The sequence below is a fragment of the Natronococcus amylolyticus DSM 10524 genome (assembly GCF_000337675.1).
Lineage (GTDB): Archaea > Halobacteriota > Halobacteria > Halobacteriales > Natrialbaceae > Natronococcus > Natronococcus amylolyticus.
This window is the reverse complement of sequence record NZ_AOIB01000014.1, coordinates 110699-131053: the sequence shown is the minus strand read 5'-3', so window position 1 is coordinate 131053 and position 20355 is coordinate 110699. Positions and strand designations below refer to the sequence as shown.

Below are 20355 nucleotides of genomic sequence, written 5' to 3'. Positions count from 1 at the left end.
GATCGATGATTACGGCCAACTGCCGCGAGCGAACGAGCGTCGGTGGTCTAGTGGTAGGACATGAGCTTCCCAAGCTCATAGCCCGGGTTCAATTCCCGGCCGACGCAGTTCTCGAGTCAGTCACCGGCGAGTTCCCGGCTCACCGTCGCGAACAGCACCGCATCACACGAGTAACACGTGAACACGTCGGGTTCGATCGTCCGACTCGCTTCGCCCTCGTGGACCGTCACCGTATCCGGCTCGACCTCGAGTTCCAGTTCGTCGTCGCAGTGTGGACAGATCGCCATACTACGGGTACGGCGGCGAGTTCCGTATGCGGACTGCACGCAGGTGCGATCCCGGCTTGGAAGGAGTTTGCTGGCTTGTTCCTCAGAGGTAGCCGAACAGCGTTCCGACCAGGACCAGCACCCACATCGCGACGCCGGCGAGCAGCAGGTCGTTGAATCGGCTCTCTCGAGTCGCGCGTTTCGCCGCGCCGGCGGCGATCAGCCCGAGCGCGATGACGACGAGGCTCCGCTGGAGCACGACGTCGAGCCGGATAACGTCGACGCCGAGCAGTCCGTAGTCGAGCCAGATCGCGAGCGACAGCGAACCGGCGGCGGCGATCGCGGCGTCGAGCCGGCTGGTGAGCCCGCGTGCGATCAGGTACGTCGCGACGGGAATTCCGACCGCGATCACCGGGTACAGCAGCGCCGCGATCATGTGTGGCGTGAGGAAGCTCGCCCGTCGCTCGAGCAGGAGCCCGCCCATCCGAACCCCCAGAAACAGCGCGAGGATGGCGAAGACGAGCACGAGGTGGCCCGCCTCGAGGCGGTCGTAGGCGGCCGCGAGTCGCTGTCGATCGACGTCAGTCAGGCCGCGCTCGGGGGCGCCCTCCTCGGCGGGACGCGGTCGCTCCTTCCCGACGCTCTCCGCGGCCGAGCGCCGGTAGCGATGGCCCGCCGCGAGACCGACGCCGGCGGGAAGGACGACCATCGACGTCAGGTCGACGACGGTCGTCCAGCCGTCGGCGTCGGAGGGACCGGCGTTGTCGATGTGGATCCGACGAACGTCCGTCTCGGCGTCGACGCCGGGGAGATTCATGAAGTCCTGCTCGACTTTCGTCTGGGCGGCTTCGACGCCGTCGACGCGGTGGCGAAGCGTGAACCAGTCGAAGTGCTCGGTGTGGGCCTGCATGGCGATCCACTCGTCGTCGGCGTTCGGACTCTCGTAGAGCCGGATGTGGTAGCGCTGGCCGTAGTAGTCCCCCTCCTCGAGCTGGAGCGACTCGGTGGCCCAGTAGCCGTCCTCGCCCTCGCCGGGGTCGACCCAGGCGTAGCGGGTGGTCCCATCGGCTTCACCCCACGCGATGCCCGTCGCGTGGCGGTGGTGTTCCTCGAGCACCGTCGTGTTCTCGAGGACGGTGTTGTTCTCGAGGACCGTCCCGTTCCCGGGACCGTCCTCGGCATCCTCTTCGACCTCCTCCTCGACCGCTTCGATCTCCTCCCAGTCGCCGTCGCCCTGCTCGCTCATCGCCCGCAGGACGTCCTCGCTTTCACCGCGGACGATGACGTTGATCGGGCTTCGTTCGTGGAACTCCTCCTCGGGACTCAGGAACCGCCAGAACTCGCTCTCGGAGTCCTCGAGGGAGACGAGCTCCGGCGTCTCCTGGGTATCCTCGGTCACCTGCTCGTCCACTGAGTCGGCAAACAGCAGCGACGGGCCGCCGATAAACAGCACCGCGACGACGACGAGGGCGACTGCAACCGCGTGCGAACGACGCATTTCCGATCAGTTGTGAGAGCTACCGTATCAATCTACCCGTTGCTGTGGCCGGAGCTCTCCCGACGGCGTCGACATCTCTACCGGCCCATCACGGGATCGACACCGGTTGTTCCGCGATCGTTACGACTCGGGCTTCCAGCTCATCGTCACTGTCACCGTCTCGCGGTTCCCGCGGAGTCTGGACGAGCGCTCGACGACGTCGACCGAGACGGATACGTCGTCCGAGCGGCCGAGGGAGACGGTCTTGTTCCCGACCGGGACGTCGACGCCGTCCTCACTGTCCTCGAACCGATGGGAGAGTTCCGAGAGGTACGTCGCGAGTTCGCTTCGGCTCATTACCTCGTCGCTGGTCGTTCGTTCGGCCATATCCGCAGCTAACGGACGCCCGAAAAAGAAACTATGGGCTGCGATCACATTGCATACCCCGGCGCACGGACCGAAGTGAGACGGGTGGCCTTTTTGTCCGCGGGCAGCTATACGGTGACGATGAACGTCGCCGTCGGAATCGTCGCCCAGCGGGACAACGAGCGGGCACAGACTCTCGCCACGACGCTCGTCGATACCCTCGAGGACGGCGTTTCCACCGTCGTCGACGACGCGACGAGCGCCGCGGTCGGCGAGGACGGCGTTCCGGTCGGATCGATGGCCGACCGGGACCTCGTCGTGAGCATCGGCGGCGACGGAACGCTGCTGTTCGTCGCCCGCGAGGTCGGCAGGACGCCGATCCTCGGAGTCAACCTCGGCGAGGTGGGATTTCTCAACGCCGTTTCTCCCGACGAGGCCGTCGCCGCCGTCGCCGACGCCGTCGAAACACTCCGGCGGACGGGTGCCGTCGACGGTCGAGAACTCGATCGACTCCGGGCCGACGGCGAGGGGTGGACCCTCGAGCCGGCGCTCAACGAGGTCGTCGTCCACGGACCGCGGCGGGGTCACGGCGGCGGCGCGACGATCGAGATCCGCGTCGACGGCGACCGGTACGCGAAGAGCCACGCCGACGGCGTCCTCGTCGCGACGCCGACGGGATCGACGGCGTACAACCTCGGGGAGGGCGGACCGCTCGTCCATCCCGACGGCGATACCCTGGTGGTTACGCAGATGGCCGCGAGCGACGCGATGCCTCCGCTGGTCGTCGACCGCGGTGCGGAGATCACGCTCGCCGTCTCGGAGGCCGAGACCGCGTACGCGATCAGCGACGGGCGGAACAGACGCGAACTCGAGCCCCCGGCGACCGTCGACGTCTCGGTCGCGGACGATCCGGTCACGCTCGCCGGACCTCAGGCCGACTTCTTCGAAGCCCTCGAGAAGCTCGAGTGATCACTCGCCTTCGAGCAGACGCTCGAGCTGTGCCGGCGGGACCGCACCGCGGGCGGCGTACCCATCGTGGACGAACGTCGGGACCCCGGTGATCCCCCGCTGGTGGGCGTCGGTGAACAGGTTCTCGAGCTCCGCTCGGAGCCCGTCGTCCTCGATCGCGTCGCGGATCTCGTTGGCGGGGAGGCCGGTATCCGCCGCGAGCGAGACCAGCACGTCGGGATCGCCGATGTCCCGTTCTGCCTGCCAGAGCGCCTCGTAGATCGTCGCGTCGAACGCGGGCCACTCGTCGGGGTAGTGCTGAAAGACGTACCACGAGGCCTGCTGTGCCGGCAGCGAGTCGACCTCGATCGCGAGCGCCTGGCTCATCTCGACGTCGTACTCCGCCTGGAGCCGACGGACGTTCTCCCGGGCCTGCTCGAAGTAGTCGTCGTCCTTTCCCTCGTCGACCGAGTGGTCGATCGAGCCGTCTTCCCGGCGCTTGTCCCGCCGCAGGTCGAACGGGTGCCACTCGACCTCGAGCGGTTCCTCTCGTCGCTCGCGGTACTGCTCGAGGGACTGCTTGCCGAGGTAACAGAACGGACAGACGTAGTCGGCGTAGATCGTGAGTCGATCGGCGCCGTTCGTCGCTGACATGGTCGCGATAGGCCCTCGTGACGGAAAAGGCGACGGCTCCGGACGGGCGACGCGGGCCGAACCTACTCGGTGGCGTCCGGATCGTCGGTCGTCTCGCTTTCGGTCGTCTCCACCGATTCCTCGTCGGCTCGATCCTCGAGGCTCGGCAGGTTCGGATCCCGGTAGGGGTTGCGCCCGTAGGCTGGCAGCTCGTCCTCGAGCTGGGCCTTCAGCACGCGCCGGAGGCGGTTCAGGCTCGTCGTATCGAGTCCGTGATCGGCAGCGAGGCGCTTGAACGTCTCCTCGTCGGTGATGTCGTGGGCCCGGTACTGACCGAACAGTTCGTCCATCCGATCGGGAGAGAGCGCGGAGACGTCGACCTCGTCGAGCCCGAAGTACGCCCGTCGATCGACGTCGACGACGTGGCGGATCACCACGAGAGCGACCTTGGGGATCGCCCGCTGGCTGCCGAACTCGGTGAGGTCGATCTCGTCCATCACGCCGAGTGCGAGATCCCGCTGCCAGGGTGTGAGATCGAGGGCGTTACACAGCGCCTGGGTCGTTCGCAGTCGGTCGAGCCTGTGGGCGCGCTCGCTGTACCCCGGCGTCGCGCCGTGCTGTTCGTCGTGGAGCCGTCGAACGCTCTCGGGGAGATCCGCCTCGGGCGAATCCGCACGCCCGATGACGGTCGCGCTCGGGGTGACGACGCCCCACTGGCGGACGGTCGAGTCGCGCTGGACGTCCGCCCGGGAGAGCGCCCCGGAACCGGGACGCGTCTCGAGGCGACGGTCCTCCTCGAGGCCGTCGGGGGCGGATTCCCGCTGGAGGGCTGGCCCGGAGTCAACACCGTCGTGCATCGTGTGTCGCTCAGACCGGGAGACGGAAAAAGACTTGCTCGTTTCACCGAACCCGAGAGCCTCCGCTCGATGAGGTTTGGCTCGGGAACCCGTCCGCGAAAAGCCCTTCGTAGCTCTACCTTGTGACAAGAAGCACTTAAAGAACGAGCGGTGTTACCGATTTTCACCGGATACCCATAGCTACCGAGGTGGGAACACGAGAAGCGACGATCTCCCGTCGTATCTTCATCTTGTGGCCAGAGACACTTAAAAGGCGACCGGCACGGTCGGATTTCCGTCGGATACGTGTGGCTACCGAAGCGAGGAACGTGAGAAGCGACGACCTCCCGTCGTATCTTCATCTTGTGGCCAGAGACACTTAAAGAACAAGCGACCCACACTACCGACTCGCCGCGATCAGCTCGTCGATGGCGTCGTTCAGCCGTGCCCGATCGGGGCCACCTCGAGCGTGCACGGCTGGATCGATGCGCTTCGGCGGGTGGGCGAACGCACGACCGACGGCGTCGCCGATCCGGACACCGCCCTCGCCGCCACGCTTTCGCTCGAGCAGGTCGCGGGCCCGTTCGATCCGTTCGTCGTCGAACACCGCGGGCGCCTGCGTCTCGAGGAAGGTCTCGAACTCGAGTGCCGGGAGTTCGTGATTGCCGCGCTCGCCGGTCGCCCGCAGGTAGCGCGCGGCCATCGCGGCGCGCATCACGGTCAGGTTCCGTTTGACCGTCGGCCGCGTCCCCGTCTCGGTGAATCGCTCGTCGTCCGTAGCGACGATTGTCGTCCCCTCGTCGGTTTCGACGAGGTACTCGTCTTCGCGGTGCTCGAGGATCGGGAAGATCTCGTCGTCGTTCCGAACCAGGTGCTCGGAGAGGTACTTCCGGTAGTTGTTCGTCGCGATCCCGCGCCAGGCGTGATAGAGCTCGATCGGGTTGTACGTCCGCTCGACGTAGTCGGCAAGCGAGCCGGGATCGTAGCGCGTTCGGTACCGGATCGGGCTCCTGAGAAGGTCGATCGCGCCGTCGTTCGAGTCGGCGAGCAGCGCCGCGAACTTGCGGACGTCCCACCCCTGATACTCGAACTCTTCGCGCTCCTCGAGGCACACCGCCTCGACGCCGCCGAGATGGGCGTACCGCCGGAGATCCGCCGGCGCGTAGACGAAGCCGACGTCGTAGTCGCTGTCGGGTCCCGCCGCGCCCCAGGCGTGGCTCCCGCGGGCGACCGCCAGAACGACCGATACCTCCCGGACGCGTTCGATCTCGTTTAGGTGTCGGTCTACCGTCTCGCGTACGTGGCGGGGGACCGATGCCATCGCTACCGTCCGTTGCTCCCTGACGCTTCGAATCTCGAGTCCGCTCGAGACGCGCGGCTGTGGTAGGGTTGGACACCGTAGAATCGACGACTTCCCGTCATAGCTCCACCTTGTGACCAGAGCCACTTAAAGGACGAGCGCTCGAGGATTCCCTCGAAACGGCTGGACGGCGGACGCGAGGCTCCATGAATTTGGAGTCCTCGGAGAACGACGACTTCCCGTCGTATCTCTACCTTGTTGCCAGAGGCACTTAAAGAACGGTCGGCGTAGCCGCCCCGGCGACACGATCGACTCCCGACGAACGGCAGCGCTCGCTGTCGGAGCGCCGTGTGATCGGATAACGTCCCCGCTTCCGAAAGGTTGAATCGCACGCTACCCTGAATACGGGCAATGAGTCAGCAGCTCCCGGACGTTCAGGCGTCCTCGCCCGACGTCACCGTCGGCCTGAGCCAGGTCGGCGTCACCGGCGTCGAGAAACTCGTCAAGATCGCCCGCGAAGACAAGCGCCCGATCGTGCTCACGGCCGAGTTCGAGGTCTTCGTCGACCTCCCATCGTGGCGCAAGGGCGCGGACATGAGCCGCAACATGGAGGTCATCGACGAAATCTTAGAGGACGCGACCCGCGACGAGGCCTACCGCGTCGAGGAGGTCTGCGGCGAGGTCGCCGAGCGCCTGCTCGGGAAACACGACTACACCTCCCGTGCGGAGGTCTCGATGGAGGCCGAGTTCATGCGCCGCGAGCAGACCCCCGCCAGTGACCGCGAGACCCAACACACCGTCGACATCATCGCGTCGGCGACGGCGACCGAGGACGGCACCCGCGAGGAGATCGGCGCGAAAGTCGTCGGTATGACCGTCTGTCCCTGCTCGCAGGGGATGTCCGCCGCGCGCGCGAAACAGACGCTCGAGGACCTGGGCGTCGAGGGGGAGACGATCACGGAGTTCCTAGAGCAGGTGCCACAGCCCGGCCACTCCCAGCGCGGCCACGCGACGCTGACGGTCGAAGCCGGCGGCGACCCGGAGGTCGATCTGAACGACGTCATCGACATCGCCCGGGACTCGATGAGCGCCCGGATCTACAACCTGGCGAAGCGACCCGACGAGGATCACATGACCTACGCAGCCCACGCAGACGCGAAGTTCGTCGAGGACTGCGTGCGCTCGATGGCCGAGGGCGTCGTCGACGAGTTCGACCAGCTACCGGACGACGCCGTGGTAACGATGAAACAATCGAACGACGAGTCGATCCACCAGCACAACGCCCACGCCGAGCGCGTCGTCGAGATGGACCAGCTCCGATCGGAAGTCGACGACTAGAAGACGAGCGGCTCCGCTTCCTCCCACCGCGGCGCGAACTCCCCGTGGACGTTCGCGGCGAACTCCGGATCCTTCAGGTCGATCATGCCGAACGCGTCGCCCGACGACAGCGGATTCGGCACCTGGATGCAGATCTCGACGCCGTCGATGATGTTGAACGATCCCGTGACGTCGTCGTTCGTTCGGACGTGGAAGTCGTCGCGGCTCTGTAACGTTGTCCGGTAGCGCTCGCCGACGTTCGCCGAGAGCGAGTCGACCATCTTTCGGGTCATCAGGATATCGACCGATACCCCTCGATCCAGGGCGTCCTCGAGCTGGGCCAGGACGTCCTCGCTGACGGCCTGCATATCCCGTTCGGGCACCGGATCCGCGGCGACCATCACGATGTGGTCGTCAGCAGCCGCCAGCCGCTCGAGCAGGAGGTCGATCGTCTCTTCGGGACCGACGGCGGCGGTCCAGAACTGCTCCTCGACGGGGTCGGCCGCGTCGAGCTCGTCGGCGAGGTCGTCGACGATCGACTCGTACTGGTCGACTTTCTCGTCGAGTTCGCGCTTCTTGTCCTCGAGCAGGCGGTCCAGCGCGGTCGAGGGCTCGACCGCGACGTACTTCTTCGGCCGGCTCGCGGTCTGACTGCGGACGAGGTTGTACTGTTCGATGCTGTTGAGGACGTCGTAGATTCGCCCCATCGGCACGTCGCTCGCGCGCGACAACTCCTTGGCCGTTGTGGGGCCCGTATTCAGCAGTGCTCGATACGCACGAGCTTCGTACTCGGAGAGCCCGAGATCCCTGAGACTGGCCATACCGTAGACGCTCACCCGAGAAACAAAAACGCTGTGGTGGTTTGCCTCCGATTCGCCCTCGGGGGGCTCACTACGTGTGCCGGTCAAGAACCTCCTGTACGCTTTCGCTCAACTGCTCCGGAGTTTCGGCGACTGCCGAAACGTTCTCGCCGAGCTCGACTCGCCCGGTTCCGGCCTCCAGACCGCCATCGTCGGGCACGACGACCTTCTCGTGGTCCGCGAGTCGCAGCGCTGTGCGGTGGAGATCGGAACCCGGCTCGCCGCCGACCCGGATCACCAGCGGTCCCTCGAGGAGCCGCGAAGCAGCCGTCGCGTACCGAGCGATCTGGACGCCGAAGCGGTCGCTGGCGCCGGCGAACTCCTCGAGGGTCTCTCTGGCGACCTCCCGATACCGATCCTCGCCGGAAAGCACCGCAAGCTCGACTAACCCATCGGCGAGGGCGACGTTCGTATCCAGCGGTCGCAGCGGCCGATCGCAGAGGCCGACGCCGTCGCCCTCGCTGTCGAGGAACGAGTCGCCGTCGCGGAGTCGATCGATCGTCGCGTCCGCCACCGCCTCGGCCTCGGCGACCGCGTCGGCGTCGAGGGTGCTCGCCGCCGTCGTCAGCGCGGCGAGCGCTCGAGCCTGGTTCGAGAGCAGACACGTCGCCTCGGAACGTCCGTCTTCGGCGTCGGACTCGAGTCGATGCCTGGCGACCCCGCCCTCGAGCAGTTCGCTCCGAAGCGTCGAGAGCGCGCGCTCAGCGTATCGCCGCGCCCGTTCGTCGTCGGTGTAGGCGTAGTAGGTGAGTAGCCCCTCGACCGCCAGCGCGTTCGGCCCGGCGAAGACCCGTTCGTCGACCGGCGGATCGTCGGCTGCCTCGCGCTCGGTTGGCTCGAGCCCGTGGCTCTCGGGGTCACCGGGTGCCTGGCTGTTCGCGAACGCCTCGGCGTCGCCGTTCCACAGGGTCGTCGTCAGGAACTCGACGGTTCGTTCGGCGGGTTCGCGGTACTCGTCTTTCCCCGTGTGGAGGTAGGCGTTCGCGAACGCGCGCACGAGCGCGCCGTTGGAGTCGAGCAGCTTCTCGTGTTGCAGCCCTGCCCAGTCGCGCTCGGCCGCGAACCGGTAGAACCCACCCTCGTACTCGTCTAACAGGTTCGCGCCGACGGCGTCGAACGAACGCAGCGCCATCTCGCGGTCGCGCTTGAGCGCGAACTCGAGGGCGTCCGGCAGGGGAAACTTCGGCTCGGCCCCCCAGCCGCCGGCGACCTCGTCGTAGGATTCGGTGAGCTGGCCGAGCATCGACGCCTCGATGTCGCTCGAGAGCTCGCCCGCCGGCGGCTCGTCTTCCCGAAGCGGTCGGGGAACGCGACCGGCACCGCTGCCCTTCGTCTCCCACATCGTCCGGACGCTGTCGAGCACCTGGCGCATTCCGTCCGGCCCGAGGTAGCCGGCGCCGGTCAGTACGGTGCCGTCGGGAGCCAGAAAGACCGTCGACGGAAACCCGCCCATGTTGTACCGATCGCGCACGCGAGGGTGGGCGTCGACGTCGACTCGAACCGGGACGAACCCGTCGTTGATGTGTGCCGCGATGCGGGGTTCCGCGTAGGTCTCGGCGTCCATCTCGTGACAGTGATCGCACCACGTCGCGGTGAGGGCGCACAGGATCGGGACGTCGTCGGTCTCGGCCTCGTCGAAGGCGTCCTGACCCCACTCGCGCCACTCGACGCGCGTCGAATCGTTCATACCGGTCGTCGGGCCGTCGGCAGGGTAAGCGCTTCGTTCGGCTCTCTCCGAACCGCCGGGAGGGAGTGTAAAGGGTTTTCACTCGTCGCCGGCTACGTTGGGGCATGCTCCGGTGGATCCTCGCACTACTGCTGATCCCGTTTCTCGATGCGATACTCCTCGGGTTCGTCGCGACCGCCTACATCGGCTGGGTGCCGATGGTACTGCTGGTCGTCCTGACCGGTCTCGTCGGTATGTTACTCGTCCGGGCCGAGGGGCGACGAACGATCCGAAAGATGCAGCGCTCGCTCGCCGAGGGGAAGCCGCCGACCGACGAACTCCTCGACGGCGGGTTCCTGATCGCCTCCGGTGCGTTCCTGCTTACCCCGGGGCTAGTCACGGACCTAATCGGATTCCTGCTTGTCGTTCCCTTGACCCGGATCCCGATCCGAACCGCCCTCAAACGCTACGTGATCGTTCCGTACGCGGACAAGAAGACCGGCGGCTTCGCGAGCGGGAACGTCTGGACGTTTGGCTTCCCGGAGGGCAGCGCCAACGGAAGCGAGGGACAGGCCCAGTGGTCCGACGGGGGCAACACCTACGACCTCAGCGAGGACGACTACAGCGTCGACAGCGAGGAGTCGTACACGGTCGAGTTCGGCGACGAACGTACCGACTCGAGCGACGAGGATCCCGACGACCCCTACGCCCGGTAGCGATTCTCACGCCTCTTCCAGAAAGAAACACTTAACCATCCCAGCGCACAACTGACTGATGCGGACGCGGGCCAATAGCTCAATTAGGTTGAGCGCCACTCTGATAAGGTGGAGGCTCTCGGTTCAAATCCGAGTTGGCCCACTTCTCGCTCCGAACTGATCCGTAAACGATGAGCACGTGCTGCTTCGAGAGTTGAGACGCTGTCGTGCTGGCCGCTGATCGCGAACGGGAGCGAAATGAGTTCGAGTCGACTACGGTCTGATCGTGTCCATCATTTTGTAGCGACCGAGTTCGAGAGTGGCCCTACCAAACTGTTGTGAAGACACGACCCCGAACTTCCAACCGGTGTCGGCTCGGACAGACAGCCCAAGCACTGTCCGAGTCACCCCGTTCTACGGACAGCGTCTCGAGGCGGTGACCGTCGGTCAGTCGAGTGGTCCGCCCGTGAGGAACTGTTGGTGGTCGTGCCGGTACAATATAGCCTCTTCTTCAATTCGTTTCGTCCATCGTTGCAGCGGTTCGAGTCGGTTCGCCGTGACACGTCCACGTTCCAGTCAGGACGGTTAACAGTCAATTAAGCGCTTTTCGAGGATCGGTTTGGGACCGAATCCGTCCGCGACTGTGGGCGTCATCGATCTTCGGTCATCCCGATTCCCGCCGAGTGATCTTTACCGACGCTATAATAAACAGCCAGAATAGATTTCTCCTGACTGTGATGTTGCCAGTCCGTAACCACCGACTGCTACCGATCGGCCGAACCGGTGTCGCCGATCCGGAGCTGAGGTGACATTTCGTGAGGTGTACGAACGGTGTGGTCTGTGCTGATGGGTCGCTGTCGGACGGAGCGTTCGACGAGTGGCTTCCGTCCGAACCGGCGATTCAGTACACGACCGACCACGTTGCGATCGCGACCGACCCCAACGAGTGTCACTCGTCGGGTCAGTCTGCGGGTGCCGGGAACGAGTCCGTTCGCTGTTGGCTGCTCGGTGACGTCTACGGCTACGAAGCCGGCGGCGTGGGTCGATCCGGTGGCTACGAGCCCCGTCCCGCCGACATCGACCCCGCACAGTACTGTCTGTCTCTGTACGAACGAACGGGACTCGAGTTCCTCGAGGGACTCAACGGGAACTACACGCTGTTGCTCTACGATCGTGAGAACCGCCACTTTACTCTCTGTACGGATCGGTTCGGGACGGTTCCGGTCTACTGGACGCGAACCGACGACGACAGGATCGTCTTCTCGACGAACGTCCAACTGATCCCGTTCCACCCCGACGTCGACACCGCGTTCCATCCGGCATATCTCCACGAGTATCTCGCGTTCCGGCGCACGTTTGGCGTCAAGACACCGCTCGAGGGCGTCGAAAAGCTCGAGCCCGGAGCGATCACGTCGATCGGACTCGAGAACGGATCGGTTCGGGCCGACCAGTACTGGCGACCCCAGTACCAACCACGTGACGAGTCCTTCGAGTGGTTCGTCGAGGAGTTCACCGACCGGTTCCGGACCGTCGTCGACGAGTGGACACACGACGACTGCGAGTACGGCGTGTTACTGTCGGGGGGCAGTGACTCCCGGCTCGTCCTCGCCGCTCTCGACAACGCCACCGCGTTCCACATGAACGACTGGATGAACCGCGAGGCGCGCATCGCCGAGCGGGTGGCCCTCGAGGCCGGCGCCGAGTTCCGACTGCTCGAGCGCGGGGCCGACTACCGAATCGGTGCGCTCGAACGGAACCGCTGGGCCGACTCCTTCAACGGCTGGTTCAGTCAGCCGTACACCAGCGGGTTCGAAACCGAGATCACCAGTCAGGTCGACGGCGTGCTATCGGGACTGTACAGCGACTCGCTGTTCGGCGAGTACGGCGTGCCGTCGCCGAACGTCTCGCTCGGGCCCCTGGGTTCGATGACGGTCCCGATCGAACGGCCGGTCGACTCCGTCGACGAGTACATCGACCTGTTGCTCGAGACCGCAGCCGACGACCTCGAGATGCCGACCGATCTCCGCACGATCCTCGAGTCGAACATTTACCGGGATGGCGATCAGGTCGTCCACCACGGCGTTACCTACGAGTCGCTCAAGGACGTCGTCTACTACGGCGACTGCTACCCGCTCTCGAACGACGACGATATGCGGTTCCACAGCGATCTCCGCCGGATGCTTCCGTACCGATCGCCGTTCCTCGACAACCGACTGCTCGATCTCTCGCTGTCGATGCCGCCCCGGTACAAGCTGCGTCGGGATCTGATCGGACAGGCCGTTACTCGGCTCGATCCCGACCTCGCGGCGATCCCACACGCCAGCACCGGCGTCTCGCTCTCTCGATCGTTCCCGGTGGAGTACGCCGGCGAACACTTCCTGGAGTTCTGGCGAAAGCACGTGACCAAGCGGACGCCGCCGAAGCCGTACCTGACCGACGGTCCGTGGTTGGACGACGCCGAACTGCTCCGGTCGTTCGATTTCACAGGCGAGGTCCTCGAGCAGCGCGGCCACCTGGCCGACGCGTTCCCCGGTCCGAACGCGGATGCGATCCGCAGACTGTACCACACGCACTGCCACGACGAGGACCGCGTCGGAGAGCTGTACACGCTGTTGACCGTCCTGACCATGCCAGTAACCGCCCACCTCACCGACTCCGAGACGACCGACCCGAACCGAGCGAAACCGAACGCCTCGCGGTACCGTCAATCGAGGGTGATCGACGTTGAGTGACGAACGCGACGCGGTCGTCATCCCCGCATCCCGGTATCCACACGGCTACACCTCGGTCCGCTCGTTGGGGTCGAAGGGCGTGTACACGATCGCCGCGGTCGACGATCTGAACCTCAGTGTCACCGCCTCGCGGTACTGCGACGAGGCCGCGCTCGTACCGCCGCCGAGCGATCTCCCGGCCTACCGGGACGCGCTGCTCGGCCTGGCCGCCCGTCCCGACGTTCGAACGATCATCCCCCACCGTCCCCACGACACCTACATCCTCTCGCGGGAGTACGAGGCGTTCGACCGCCACGTCGACCTCGTCGTCCCGCCGATGGAGATGCTTCGCAACGTCCACGATCGAAAACGGCTCGCGGAGATCGCGACCGACGCGGGCGTGGCGATCCCGGAGACGCAACTGCTCTCCGAGGTCGAAGACTGGAGTGACAACCGGATCGTCAAGTCCCGCTACAACCTGCTCACCGACGCCTATCTCGAGGAGTTCGAACTCGAGGACTCGAAGATCGCCAAGTCCGTCGAACATATCGCGCCCGGCGAGACGCCCGATACGGACGCGCTGATCGAGAAGATGGGCCACGAGCCGATCGTTCAGGAGTACGTCGAGGGCGCCGACGAGTACGTCTTCGGCGCGATGTACGAACATGGCGAGGCGCTTGGCACCTTCCAGCACCGTCAGCTCCGGGGCGACTCCTACACCGGCAGCGGCGGCGTCTATCGGGAATCGGTCCACATCCCCGAACTCGAGGAAGCGGGTCGGGCGATCCTCGACGAACTCGAGTGGCACGGGCTGGCCTGCATCGAGTACATCGAGGACGCCGAAACCGGCGAGTTCTCGATCGTCGAGATCAACCCGCGGATGTGGCAGTCGCTGGCCTGTGCGGTCAAGGCCGGCGCGGACTTCCCGGCCTGGTACTGGCTCGCAGCGACGGGTCGCAGCGAGCTGATCGATCCCACCTACGAGACCGGCGTCAGCACGCACTACCTCTACGGCGAGCTCGAGCACCTCGTCAGCGTCGCTCGCGAGGAGTCGCCGTTCGTCGAACGGCCATCGCTCGCGGGGCGGGCCGGCGAGATCGCCAGATCGTGCGTCGAGGACCGATCGTTCGACTTCCTCCACCGCGACGATCCGATGCCGACCGTCCGGCAGGTTCGCAACGAGATCGGGGATGCCGTCGGCCGACGACTCGGCTGACGGTCGTCGTCCGCAGACCGGCTCCGATTCGGCCGATCACACGTAGTTACTCTCGCTTTCGTACACCGACGGATCGTCCCTGAACCGCTCGGCGACCGTCTCGAGGGTGACGAACTGCGCGTTCTCGTGGCTCTTGACGTACTGGATGAACTCCTCGAACAGCGGGATCATGTGCGGGAGTCCGTGGAGGTCGGGGTGGATCGTGAACGTGTAGACGCCCGATCCTCGCCGGTTGTAGAGGTAGTCGAACTGACGCTTGTAGTACTGTTCGTACATCATTTCGGGGTCCTTGTAGCCGGCGTGGTAGACCGGCTGCTTAATGAATAGCATCGGCGGGATATCGTCGCGGTACCAGCTGATCGGGATCTCGACGACGTCGGTCTCCTCGCCGTACTGGTACGGCTCCATCCAGCTCTCCGGGCTCTCGTCGTAGTCGATCTTCTCCCAGCTGTCGCCCTCGCGCATCCAGCCCGGTTCGAACTGCCGTTCCATCAGACTGCTGTCGTAGTCGAAGCCGTGTTTCTGGACGAGTTCCGGCGTGTTCTCGCTGAACTCCCACCAGCTGGCCCGGTGGCCAACAGGTTCGGAGCCGGTGACGTCCTCGATAAGCTCGATCGAGACCTCGAGAATCTCGTCTTCCTGCTCCCGCGAGAGGTCAGTCGGATTCTCGTGGGAGTAGCCGTGGACGCCCAGTTCGTGGCCGTCGGCCGCGACCGCCTCGATCTCGTCGCGGAAGGTCTCGATCGTGTGACCGGGAACGTACCAGGAGGTTTCGATATCTTGCTCCTCGAACAGCGCGAGCATTCGGGGGATCCCCTCGCTTCCGGCGGACAGTCCTCGAGAGAGGTCAGCGGGGGAGTCCTCGCCGCCGTACGAGCCGAGCCAGCCGGCGACGCAGTCCGCGTCGACGCCGATCGCTACGTCAACTGTTCCCATAACGTTCGGAGAGCCACCGACGGGGAGCAAGGAACTAGGGGCTGCACGTGCCGATGGGCACGGCCCCGTCCGGTGGACGGCGACAGCCCCATCAGGCTCGGCCCGAAGAGCCGGTATGGAACCGACGGAGTCTACGGCCGACGAGCCGGCACTGCTCGAGGACGCCCCACTAGAACTCCCGAACGGCACCGCGACGGCGACGTTCGGGATGGGCTGTTTCTGGGGACCCGACGCCCGCTTCGGCGCGCTCGAGGGCGTCGCCCGAACTTGGGTCGGCTACGCGGGCGGGACCGAGCCCGATCCGACCTACTTCGCGCTGGGCGACCACACCGAAGTCGTCCGGGTCGCCTACGACCCCGAGTTGCTGTCCTACGAGGAGCTTCTCGAGACGTTCTGGGCGAACCACGACTGGCACTCGAGCGCGCCGAAGCGACAGTACCGCAGCGTCGTTCTCGCTCACGACGACAACCAGTACGAAACCGCGAGTCGGGAGCGGGCCGCGATCGCGGACCGAACGGGACGGTCGCCGGCGACCGATATCGAACGACTCTCGGCGTTCTATTCGGCCGAGCCATCCCACCAGAAGTACGAGCTCTGCTCGAGACCGACGGTCGGGGACGAACTCGAGACGCTGTACGGCGACTCGTTCGTCGACTCGACGATCATTGCGCGACTGAACGGATTCGTCGCCGGATACGGTGATCGAAGCCAGCGCGAGACGCTGCTTGCGGGGCTGGATCTGCCGGCGTCCCTGCTCGCGGAACTCCGGCGGACGGTTTGATCCCCGTCGGTCGCGATCTAAACCTATTCATAGGACGAGGCGGTTACCCGTGAGTGTGGAACGAACCGACCTGAGCACGTGGAAGCGGGACTTCGGGCGCGGACTCATCGTCATCGTTCCGATCACGATCACGGCGTTTCTCGTCTACGTGCTCTACCTGTTCGTCTCGACGTTCGTTCCAACGATGCTGCTCGACGGCGCCGCTCTCGAGCCGGTCCTCCCCGGCGTCGGTGACCGAGCGCGCGAGGCCATTGCAGGACTGTTGCGCGTCGTTACCGTCCTCTCGATCGTCGCCGCGTTGATGTACCTGCTCGGCCACCTCGCGCGGACGACGGCCGGAGAGCTGTTCGAGGCCTGGCTCGACCGCGCCGCGAACCGCGTGCCGGGGTTGCGGCTCGTCTACAACGCCTCGAAGACGACGACCGAGGTGACGGTCGGCTCCGACTCCGTCCAGGGACCGGTCAAACTCGAGATCTGGCGCGGGGTCCGAATGACGGCGTTCAAAACCGGCCACCAGACGGACGACGACCAGATACTGTTGTTCCTGCCGACGGCGCCGAACATCTCCACGGGCTTCGTACTCGAGGCCGACCCCGACGACATCACGGAGCTCGACGAGAGCACCGAGTCCGCGCTGACGCGGATCATCAGCGCCGGCTTCGGCGGCGACGACGAAACGGGCCACGGACGCTCCGGTGAGCAGTCCCGTTCGAACCGTGGCCCGAAGTCGTGACGTTCGGGCGGCCAACTGACGCGTGAGCGCGAACTGTTGTCGTCGCTGCCCGTGTCGTCGCTGGTCGACATCGTTTCGATCGCGAATCGCCGCGTCGTCGACCTGACTCGTCGTGAATCGCCGCCGCCGCTCCCGAGAGCGTCAGGGCCGACCGGTGCTCTCGGGTTTTTCCGGCAGGTGCTGGTAGCGACGGAGCGCTCTGTCCTCGACAACGACGAGCAAAACGTCTCGTTCGTCGATCTCGTCGAACTCGTCGACGTCGACGACGAGCTGGTCGACCACTTGGTTGTCCTCCTCGAGCAGGATTACGACGTGTCGGCCGTCGACGATCCGATCGACGACGCCGATGTACTGGTCGACGCCCTCGCTCGAGGCCGACTCCGATCGCGCAGCGGCCGCGCCCGATCCGGCGACCGAAGCGATCCCGAGTGCGCCCGCAGTTCGAAGGACGGTTCGTCGCGACAGTTTCGTTCGATCTGTCATACCCCGGTTGGCCTCGGTTTGATATATAAATTCGTGGAACCGGAAGGGACAGTTCGATCACAAATGCCGCAACCAATCATACTCTATATGTATAGAAGTAGTACTACGAAAATAGACAAATACACGAAGCCGGATTCGAGTACGAGGTGCCTGAATAGGGCACCTCGGTGATGAATCGGCCAGGAGCCATTTTGGGACCTAAAGACGATACTTAGGAAAATTTGGGCATAATAATTAGAATAAATTTCATGGAATATTTCGAAACTGAAGATCAGCTCGTCGCTGTATCGTTCGAGCTTGTGTCGATAGATAGAGAAAGCTAGTATCATTCTTACCTGGTACTTACTACTGACCTTCCAGTCCGTATTACGGACATACCTGTGTAAACGCACCGCGGTCTCGGAACCCTTTTTGCTTGGTACGCCGTTCGCCGTACTAATGGCTGACCGTGACGCGACGTGTTGCAAGCTCGGCCGAGTCGCCGAGACGTACTCGCTCTCGGGACTCGACGAGGATCTGGTCTCGTACTGGACCGGGACGGGCGACGAACAGTACAGCACGCGAGAGCTGGCGAGGATCGTCAACCAACGGATCCTCGAGGCGGCCTTCGAGACGGCCGGCGTCTCGTACAAGGAAGGGGAGATCGAGAACACCTATCGGCTGCTCAGCGCCGACGACGTGACGAGCGGGACTCGAGTCCAGACGCGCAACGAACTCGAGCGCGACGGCGTCCCAGTCGACGACGTCGAATCGAACTTCGTCTCCCACCAGACCGTCTACAACCACCTCACCAAGTGTCTCGAGGCCGAGCTCGCGACCCCGAGCGACGAGGAACGGCTCGAGCGAGCCGAGGAGAAACTGGGTGCGCTCCAGAACCGGACCGAGGCGGTCACGGGCGATACGATCGCCCAACTGCGACGCAACGACGTCGTCGACATCGGTAAGTTCGACGTGCTCGTCTCCGTGACGGTGACCTGCGAGGAGTGCCAGCAGCAGTATACAGTGCGCGAACTCCTCGAGGAGCGAGCCTGCGACTGTTCAGCCTAACGAGAGCTGAATCCGGTCCTGGTGGAAGCTGAATGGACAATACCTATTTGCCCGGCCGCGTTATCGGGCTGTATGAAGACGAGCCAGAACGTATCGAATCGGGAGACTCCAGACCAGACGACGCTCTCGGTAAGCAACATCGGCGGTATCGAGGAGACGACCGTCTCGTTCCAGCAGGGGATCACCGTCCTCTCGGGCCGAAACGCGACCAACAGAACGTCGCTGCTCCAGGGCATCATGGCCGCACTCGGCAGCGACCGGGCGAGTCTCAAGGCCGACGCGAAGGAAGGTGAAGCTACCCTCGAGTTCGGCGACGAGACGTACCGCCGAACGCTCCACCGTCAGAACGGGACCGTCGTCACGGAGGGCGACCCCTACCTCGAGGATCCGGAGGTTGCGGATCTGTTCGCGTTCTTGCTCGAGTCCAACGAAGCGCGTCGGGCCGTCGCTCGAGGCGACGAGCTCCGGGACCTGATCATGCGTCCGGTCGACACCGACGCGATCAAGGCCGAGATCCAGCAGCTCGAACAGCGAAAGCAGCGTATCGACGACGAACTCGACGAACTCGACGACCTCGAGGATCGGCTTCCCGATCTCGAGGCCAAGCGGACGCGAGTGAGTGACGAGATCGAGTCTCTCCGAGAAGAACTCGAGGAAGCGGAAGCACAGCTCGAGGCGACGAACGTCGACGTCGAAACCCGCCGCGAGGAACGCTCCGAGCTCGAGACGAAACTGGACGAACTCCGCGGCACCCGGTCCGACCTCGAGCGCACCCGCGACCGGATCGACACCGAACGCGAGAGTATCGAGGCCCTCGAGGACGAACGCGAGGAGGTCGAGGCACAGCTCGAGGAGCTCTCGACGGGTGAGGAAGCCGACGTCAGCCGGTTGGAGGCCGAAATCGACTCGCTACAGTCCCAGAAGGACGATCTCAACGAGGAGATCTCGCAGCTCCAGCGGACCGTGCAGTTCAACGAACGGCTGCTCGAGGAGGCCGGGGAGTTCCTCGGCGACGACGGTCACGAACACGACGGCGGCGCCGTTACCGACCAGCTGCTGGCCGACAGCGACTCCGAGACGGTCACCTGCTGGACCTGCGGCTCGTCGGTCGCTACCGATCAGATCGAGAGCACGCTCGAGCAGCTTCGCGGGGTCCACCAGGACCGACTCGAGGAGCGCTCGGCGATCGACGACGAACTCGACGAGAAGCGGGCGACGCTCACCGAGATAAACGAGAACCGAACGGAGTACGACCGGGCAGATCGGCGCCTCGACTCGATCGACGACGAGATCGAGCGCCGGCGCGACCGCACCGACGATCTCACCGACGAGCGCGAGTCGCTCACCGAGGAGATCGACGACCTCGAAAGCGAGATCGACGACCTCGAGAGCGACGGCTCCGAGGACATTCTCGAGCAACACCGCGAGGTCAACCAGCTCGAGTTCGAACTCGAGCGCAAGGAGCGCGAGCGCGACGAGATCGAAGACGAGATCGCCAACGTCGAGGACCGACTCGGCGAGCGCGAGGGTCTCGAGAGCCGCCGCGAGGAGACGACCGAGGAGCTGACCGACCTTCGAACCCGCATCGATCGCATCGAGGAGGACGCCGTCGAGGCGTTCAACGAGCACATGGAGAACCTGCTCGAGACGCTGGGCTACGGCAACCTCGATCGGATCTGGATCGACCGCACCACGCGGGAGGTCCGCGAGGGTCGCCGGAAGGTCTCGCGGTCCTCGTTCGATCTGAAGATCGTCCGCAGTACCGAGGAGGGCGCGGCCTACGAGGACGCGATCGAGCACCTGAGCGAGAGTGAACGCGAGGTGACGGGACTGGTGTTCGCGCTGGCGGGCTACCTCGTCCACGACGTCTACGAGACGGTGCCGTTCATGCTGCTCGACTCCCTCGAGGCGATCGACGCCGAGCGGATCACGGCGCTGGTCGAGTACTTCGAGTCGTACGCGCCGTACCTCGTCGTGGCGCTGCTCGACGAGGACGCCGAACAGCTGGCCCAGAGCCACGACGTCGTCTCCGAGATCTAGCGGTTCGGCTCGAGCGGCTGCTGTTTTCGGTAATAGGCGGATCA

19 protein-coding genes and 2 tRNA genes are annotated in these 20355 nt (G+C 64.9%); 11 read left to right on the top strand and 10 right to left on the bottom strand.

Annotated elements, in window-relative coordinates; translation table 11 throughout:
* Window positions 1-36: 36 nt before the first annotated feature.
* Window positions 37-107 (top strand) — tRNA-Gly (locus tag C491_RS05370).
* 9 nt (window positions 108-116) lie between these two features.
* On the opposite strand, the gene C491_RS23140 is transcribed toward C491_RS05370, so the two are convergent.
* From C491_RS23140 to C491_RS05360, 3 genes are all read right to left on the bottom strand, one after another.
* Complete coding sequence (locus C491_RS23140; RefSeq protein ID WP_169331729.1) at window positions 117-287, bottom strand: hypothetical protein; 171 nt, start codon at window positions 285-287, stop codon at window positions 117-119.
* An 82-nt stretch (window positions 288-369) separates the two neighbouring features.
* Entirely contained in the window at window positions 370-1764 is a 1395-nt protein-coding gene (locus C491_RS05365; protein WP_005554357.1) for a hypothetical protein, read from the bottom strand.
* Window positions 1765-1884: 120 nt separating this feature from the next.
* Window positions 1885-2130: an amphi-Trp domain-containing protein gene (locus C491_RS05360; RefSeq protein ID WP_005554356.1), complete on the bottom strand. Its 246-nt coding sequence runs from the start codon at window positions 2128-2130 to the stop codon at window positions 1885-1887.
* Window positions 2131-2250: 120 nt separating this feature from the next.
* Between C491_RS05360 and C491_RS05355 the strand changes: the two genes are divergently transcribed.
* Window positions 2251-3078 carry an NAD(+)/NADH kinase gene (locus C491_RS05355; RefSeq protein ID WP_005554355.1) on the top strand — a complete coding sequence of 276 codons (828 nt, stop codon included), beginning with the start codon at window positions 2251-2253 and terminating at the stop codon, window positions 3076-3078.
* On the opposite strand, the gene C491_RS05350 is transcribed toward C491_RS05355, so the two are convergent.
* From C491_RS05350 to C491_RS05340, 3 genes are all read right to left on the bottom strand, one after another.
* Complete coding sequence (locus tag C491_RS05350) at window positions 3079-3711, bottom strand: DsbA family oxidoreductase (RefSeq protein WP_005554354.1); 633 nt, start codon at window positions 3709-3711, stop codon at window positions 3079-3081.
* A gap of 62 nt (window positions 3712-3773) precedes the next feature.
* Window positions 3774-4547 (bottom strand): hypothetical protein, encoded by a 774-nt coding sequence (locus C491_RS05345; protein WP_005554353.1) that lies wholly within the window; start codon window positions 4545-4547, stop codon window positions 3774-3776.
* A gap of 379 nt (window positions 4548-4926) precedes the next feature.
* Entirely contained in the window at window positions 4927-5847 is a 921-nt protein-coding gene (locus tag C491_RS05340; RefSeq protein ID WP_005554352.1) for a nucleotidyltransferase domain-containing protein, read from the bottom strand.
* Between the two features lie 390 nt (window positions 5848-6237).
* On the opposite strand from C491_RS05340, the gene mptA reads away from it, so the two are divergent.
* Complete coding sequence (gene mptA / locus C491_RS05335; protein WP_005554351.1) at window positions 6238-7164, top strand: GTP cyclohydrolase MptA; 927 nt, start codon at window positions 6238-6240, stop codon at window positions 7162-7164.
* Here the strand turns inward: mptA and C491_RS05330 are convergent.
* Window positions 7161-7964, bottom strand: coding sequence for a TrmB family transcriptional regulator (locus C491_RS05330; RefSeq protein WP_005554349.1), 804 nt, complete (start codon window positions 7962-7964; stop codon window positions 7161-7163). The genes mptA and C491_RS05330 overlap by 4 nt on opposite strands.
* 70 nt (window positions 7965-8034) lie before the next feature.
* Complete coding sequence (locus C491_RS05325; protein ID WP_005554348.1) at window positions 8035-9690, bottom strand: DUF255 domain-containing protein; 1656 nt, start codon at window positions 9688-9690, stop codon at window positions 8035-8037.
* A 104-nt stretch (window positions 9691-9794) separates the two neighbouring features.
* Between C491_RS05325 and C491_RS05320 the strand changes: the two genes are divergently transcribed.
* From C491_RS05320 to C491_RS05305, 4 genes are all read left to right on the top strand, one after another.
* The gene (locus C491_RS05320) at window positions 9795-10385 is read left to right on the top strand and encodes an FxsA family protein (protein WP_005554347.1); all 591 of its coding nucleotides are present in this window, start codon (window positions 9795-9797) and stop codon (window positions 10383-10385) included.
* Between the two features lie 68 nt (window positions 10386-10453).
* Window positions 10454-10527 (top strand) — tRNA-Ile (locus C491_RS05315).
* 670 nt (window positions 10528-11197) lie between these two features.
* Window positions 11198-13096: an asparagine synthase-related protein gene (locus C491_RS05310; RefSeq protein WP_005554346.1), complete on the top strand. Its 1899-nt coding sequence runs from the start codon at window positions 11198-11200 to the stop codon at window positions 13094-13096.
* Complete coding sequence (locus tag C491_RS05305) at window positions 13089-14291, top strand: carboxylate--amine ligase (protein WP_005554345.1); 1203 nt, start codon at window positions 13089-13091, stop codon at window positions 14289-14291. Before C491_RS05310 ends, C491_RS05305 begins: the two co-directional genes overlap by 8 nt.
* Window positions 14292-14327: 36 nt before the next feature.
* Here the strand turns inward: C491_RS05305 and C491_RS05300 are convergent, their stop codons facing one another.
* Entirely contained in the window at window positions 14328-15227 is a 900-nt protein-coding gene (locus C491_RS05300) for a polysaccharide deacetylase family protein (protein WP_005554343.1), read from the bottom strand.
* Window positions 15228-15342: 115 nt separating this feature from the next.
* Here C491_RS05300 and C491_RS05295 point away from each other — a divergent pair, with 115 nt between their 5' ends.
* Together C491_RS05295 and C491_RS05290 are read left to right on the top strand one after the other, a co-directional pair.
* Window positions 15343-16008, top strand: a complete 666-nt coding sequence (locus C491_RS05295; RefSeq protein WP_005554341.1) for a peptide-methionine (S)-S-oxide reductase — start codon at window positions 15343-15345, stop codon at window positions 16006-16008.
* A 55-nt stretch (window positions 16009-16063) separates the two neighbouring features.
* The gene (locus C491_RS05290) at window positions 16064-16741 is read left to right on the top strand and encodes a DUF502 domain-containing protein (RefSeq protein ID WP_005554339.1); all 678 of its coding nucleotides are present in this window, start codon (window positions 16064-16066) and stop codon (window positions 16739-16741) included.
* A 141-nt stretch (window positions 16742-16882) separates the two neighbouring features.
* Here C491_RS05290 and C491_RS05285 read toward each other — a convergent pair whose 3' ends face one another.
* A complete protein-coding gene (locus C491_RS05285) occupies window positions 16883-17224 on the bottom strand; it encodes a hypothetical protein (RefSeq protein ID WP_005554338.1) in 342 nt (113 codons plus the stop codon).
* A 438-nt stretch (window positions 17225-17662) separates the two neighbouring features.
* On the opposite strand from C491_RS05285, the gene rdfA reads away from it, so the two are divergent.
* Together rdfA and C491_RS05270 are read left to right on the top strand one after the other, a co-directional pair.
* Entirely contained in the window at window positions 17663-18271 is a 609-nt protein-coding gene (gene rdfA, locus C491_RS05275) for a rod-determining factor RdfA (protein ID WP_005554337.1), read from the top strand.
* Window positions 18272-18343: 72 nt separating this feature from the next.
* Window positions 18344-20311, top strand: coding sequence for an archaea-specific SMC-related protein (locus tag C491_RS05270; protein WP_005554336.1), 1968 nt, complete (start codon window positions 18344-18346; stop codon window positions 20309-20311).
* The last annotated feature ends 44 nt before the right edge of the window (window positions 20312-20355 follow it).

Excerpts from the sequence above, each read along its gene's own strand:
- C491_RS23140 (WP_169331729.1), bottom strand. The coding sequence starts at position 287 with ATGGCGATCTGTCCACACTGCGACGACGAACTGGAACTCGAGGTCGAG.
- C491_RS05365 (WP_005554357.1), bottom strand. The coding sequence starts at position 1,764 with ATGCGTCGTTCGCACGCGGTTGCAGTCGCCCTCGTCGTCGTCGCGGTG.
- C491_RS05360 (WP_005554356.1), bottom strand. The coding sequence starts at position 2,130 with ATGGCCGAACGAACGACCAGCGACGAGGTAATGAGCCGAAGCGAACTC.
- C491_RS05355 (WP_005554355.1), top strand. The coding sequence starts at position 2,251 with ATGAACGTCGCCGTCGGAATCGTCGCCCAGCGGGACAACGAGCGGGCA.
- C491_RS05350 (WP_005554354.1), bottom strand. The coding sequence starts at position 3,711 with ATGTCAGCGACGAACGGCGCCGATCGACTCACGATCTACGCCGACTAC.
- C491_RS05345 (WP_005554353.1), bottom strand. The coding sequence starts at position 4,547 with ATGCACGACGGTGTTGACTCCGGGCCAGCCCTCCAGCGGGAATCCGCC.
- C491_RS05340 (WP_005554352.1), bottom strand. The coding sequence starts at position 5,847 with ATGGCATCGGTCCCCCGCCACGTACGCGAGACGGTAGACCGACACCTA.
- mptA (WP_005554351.1), top strand. The coding sequence starts at position 6,238 with ATGAGTCAGCAGCTCCCGGACGTTCAGGCGTCCTCGCCCGACGTCACC.
- C491_RS05330 (WP_005554349.1), bottom strand. The coding sequence starts at position 7,964 with ATGGCCAGTCTCAGGGATCTCGGGCTCTCCGAGTACGAAGCTCGTGCG.
- C491_RS05325 (WP_005554348.1), bottom strand. The coding sequence starts at position 9,690 with ATGAACGATTCGACGCGCGTCGAGTGGCGCGAGTGGGGTCAGGACGCC.
- C491_RS05320 (WP_005554347.1), top strand. The coding sequence starts at position 9,795 with ATGCTCCGGTGGATCCTCGCACTACTGCTGATCCCGTTTCTCGATGCG.
- C491_RS05300 (WP_005554343.1), bottom strand. The coding sequence starts at position 15,227 with ATGGGAACAGTTGACGTAGCGATCGGCGTCGACGCGGACTGCGTCGCC.
- C491_RS05295 (WP_005554341.1), top strand. The coding sequence starts at position 15,343 with ATGGAACCGACGGAGTCTACGGCCGACGAGCCGGCACTGCTCGAGGAC.
- C491_RS05285 (WP_005554338.1), bottom strand. The coding sequence starts at position 17,224 with ATGACAGATCGAACGAAACTGTCGCGACGAACCGTCCTTCGAACTGCG.
- rdfA (WP_005554337.1), top strand. The coding sequence starts at position 17,663 with ATGGCTGACCGTGACGCGACGTGTTGCAAGCTCGGCCGAGTCGCCGAG.
- C491_RS05270 (WP_005554336.1), top strand. The coding sequence starts at position 18,344 with ATGAAGACGAGCCAGAACGTATCGAATCGGGAGACTCCAGACCAGACG.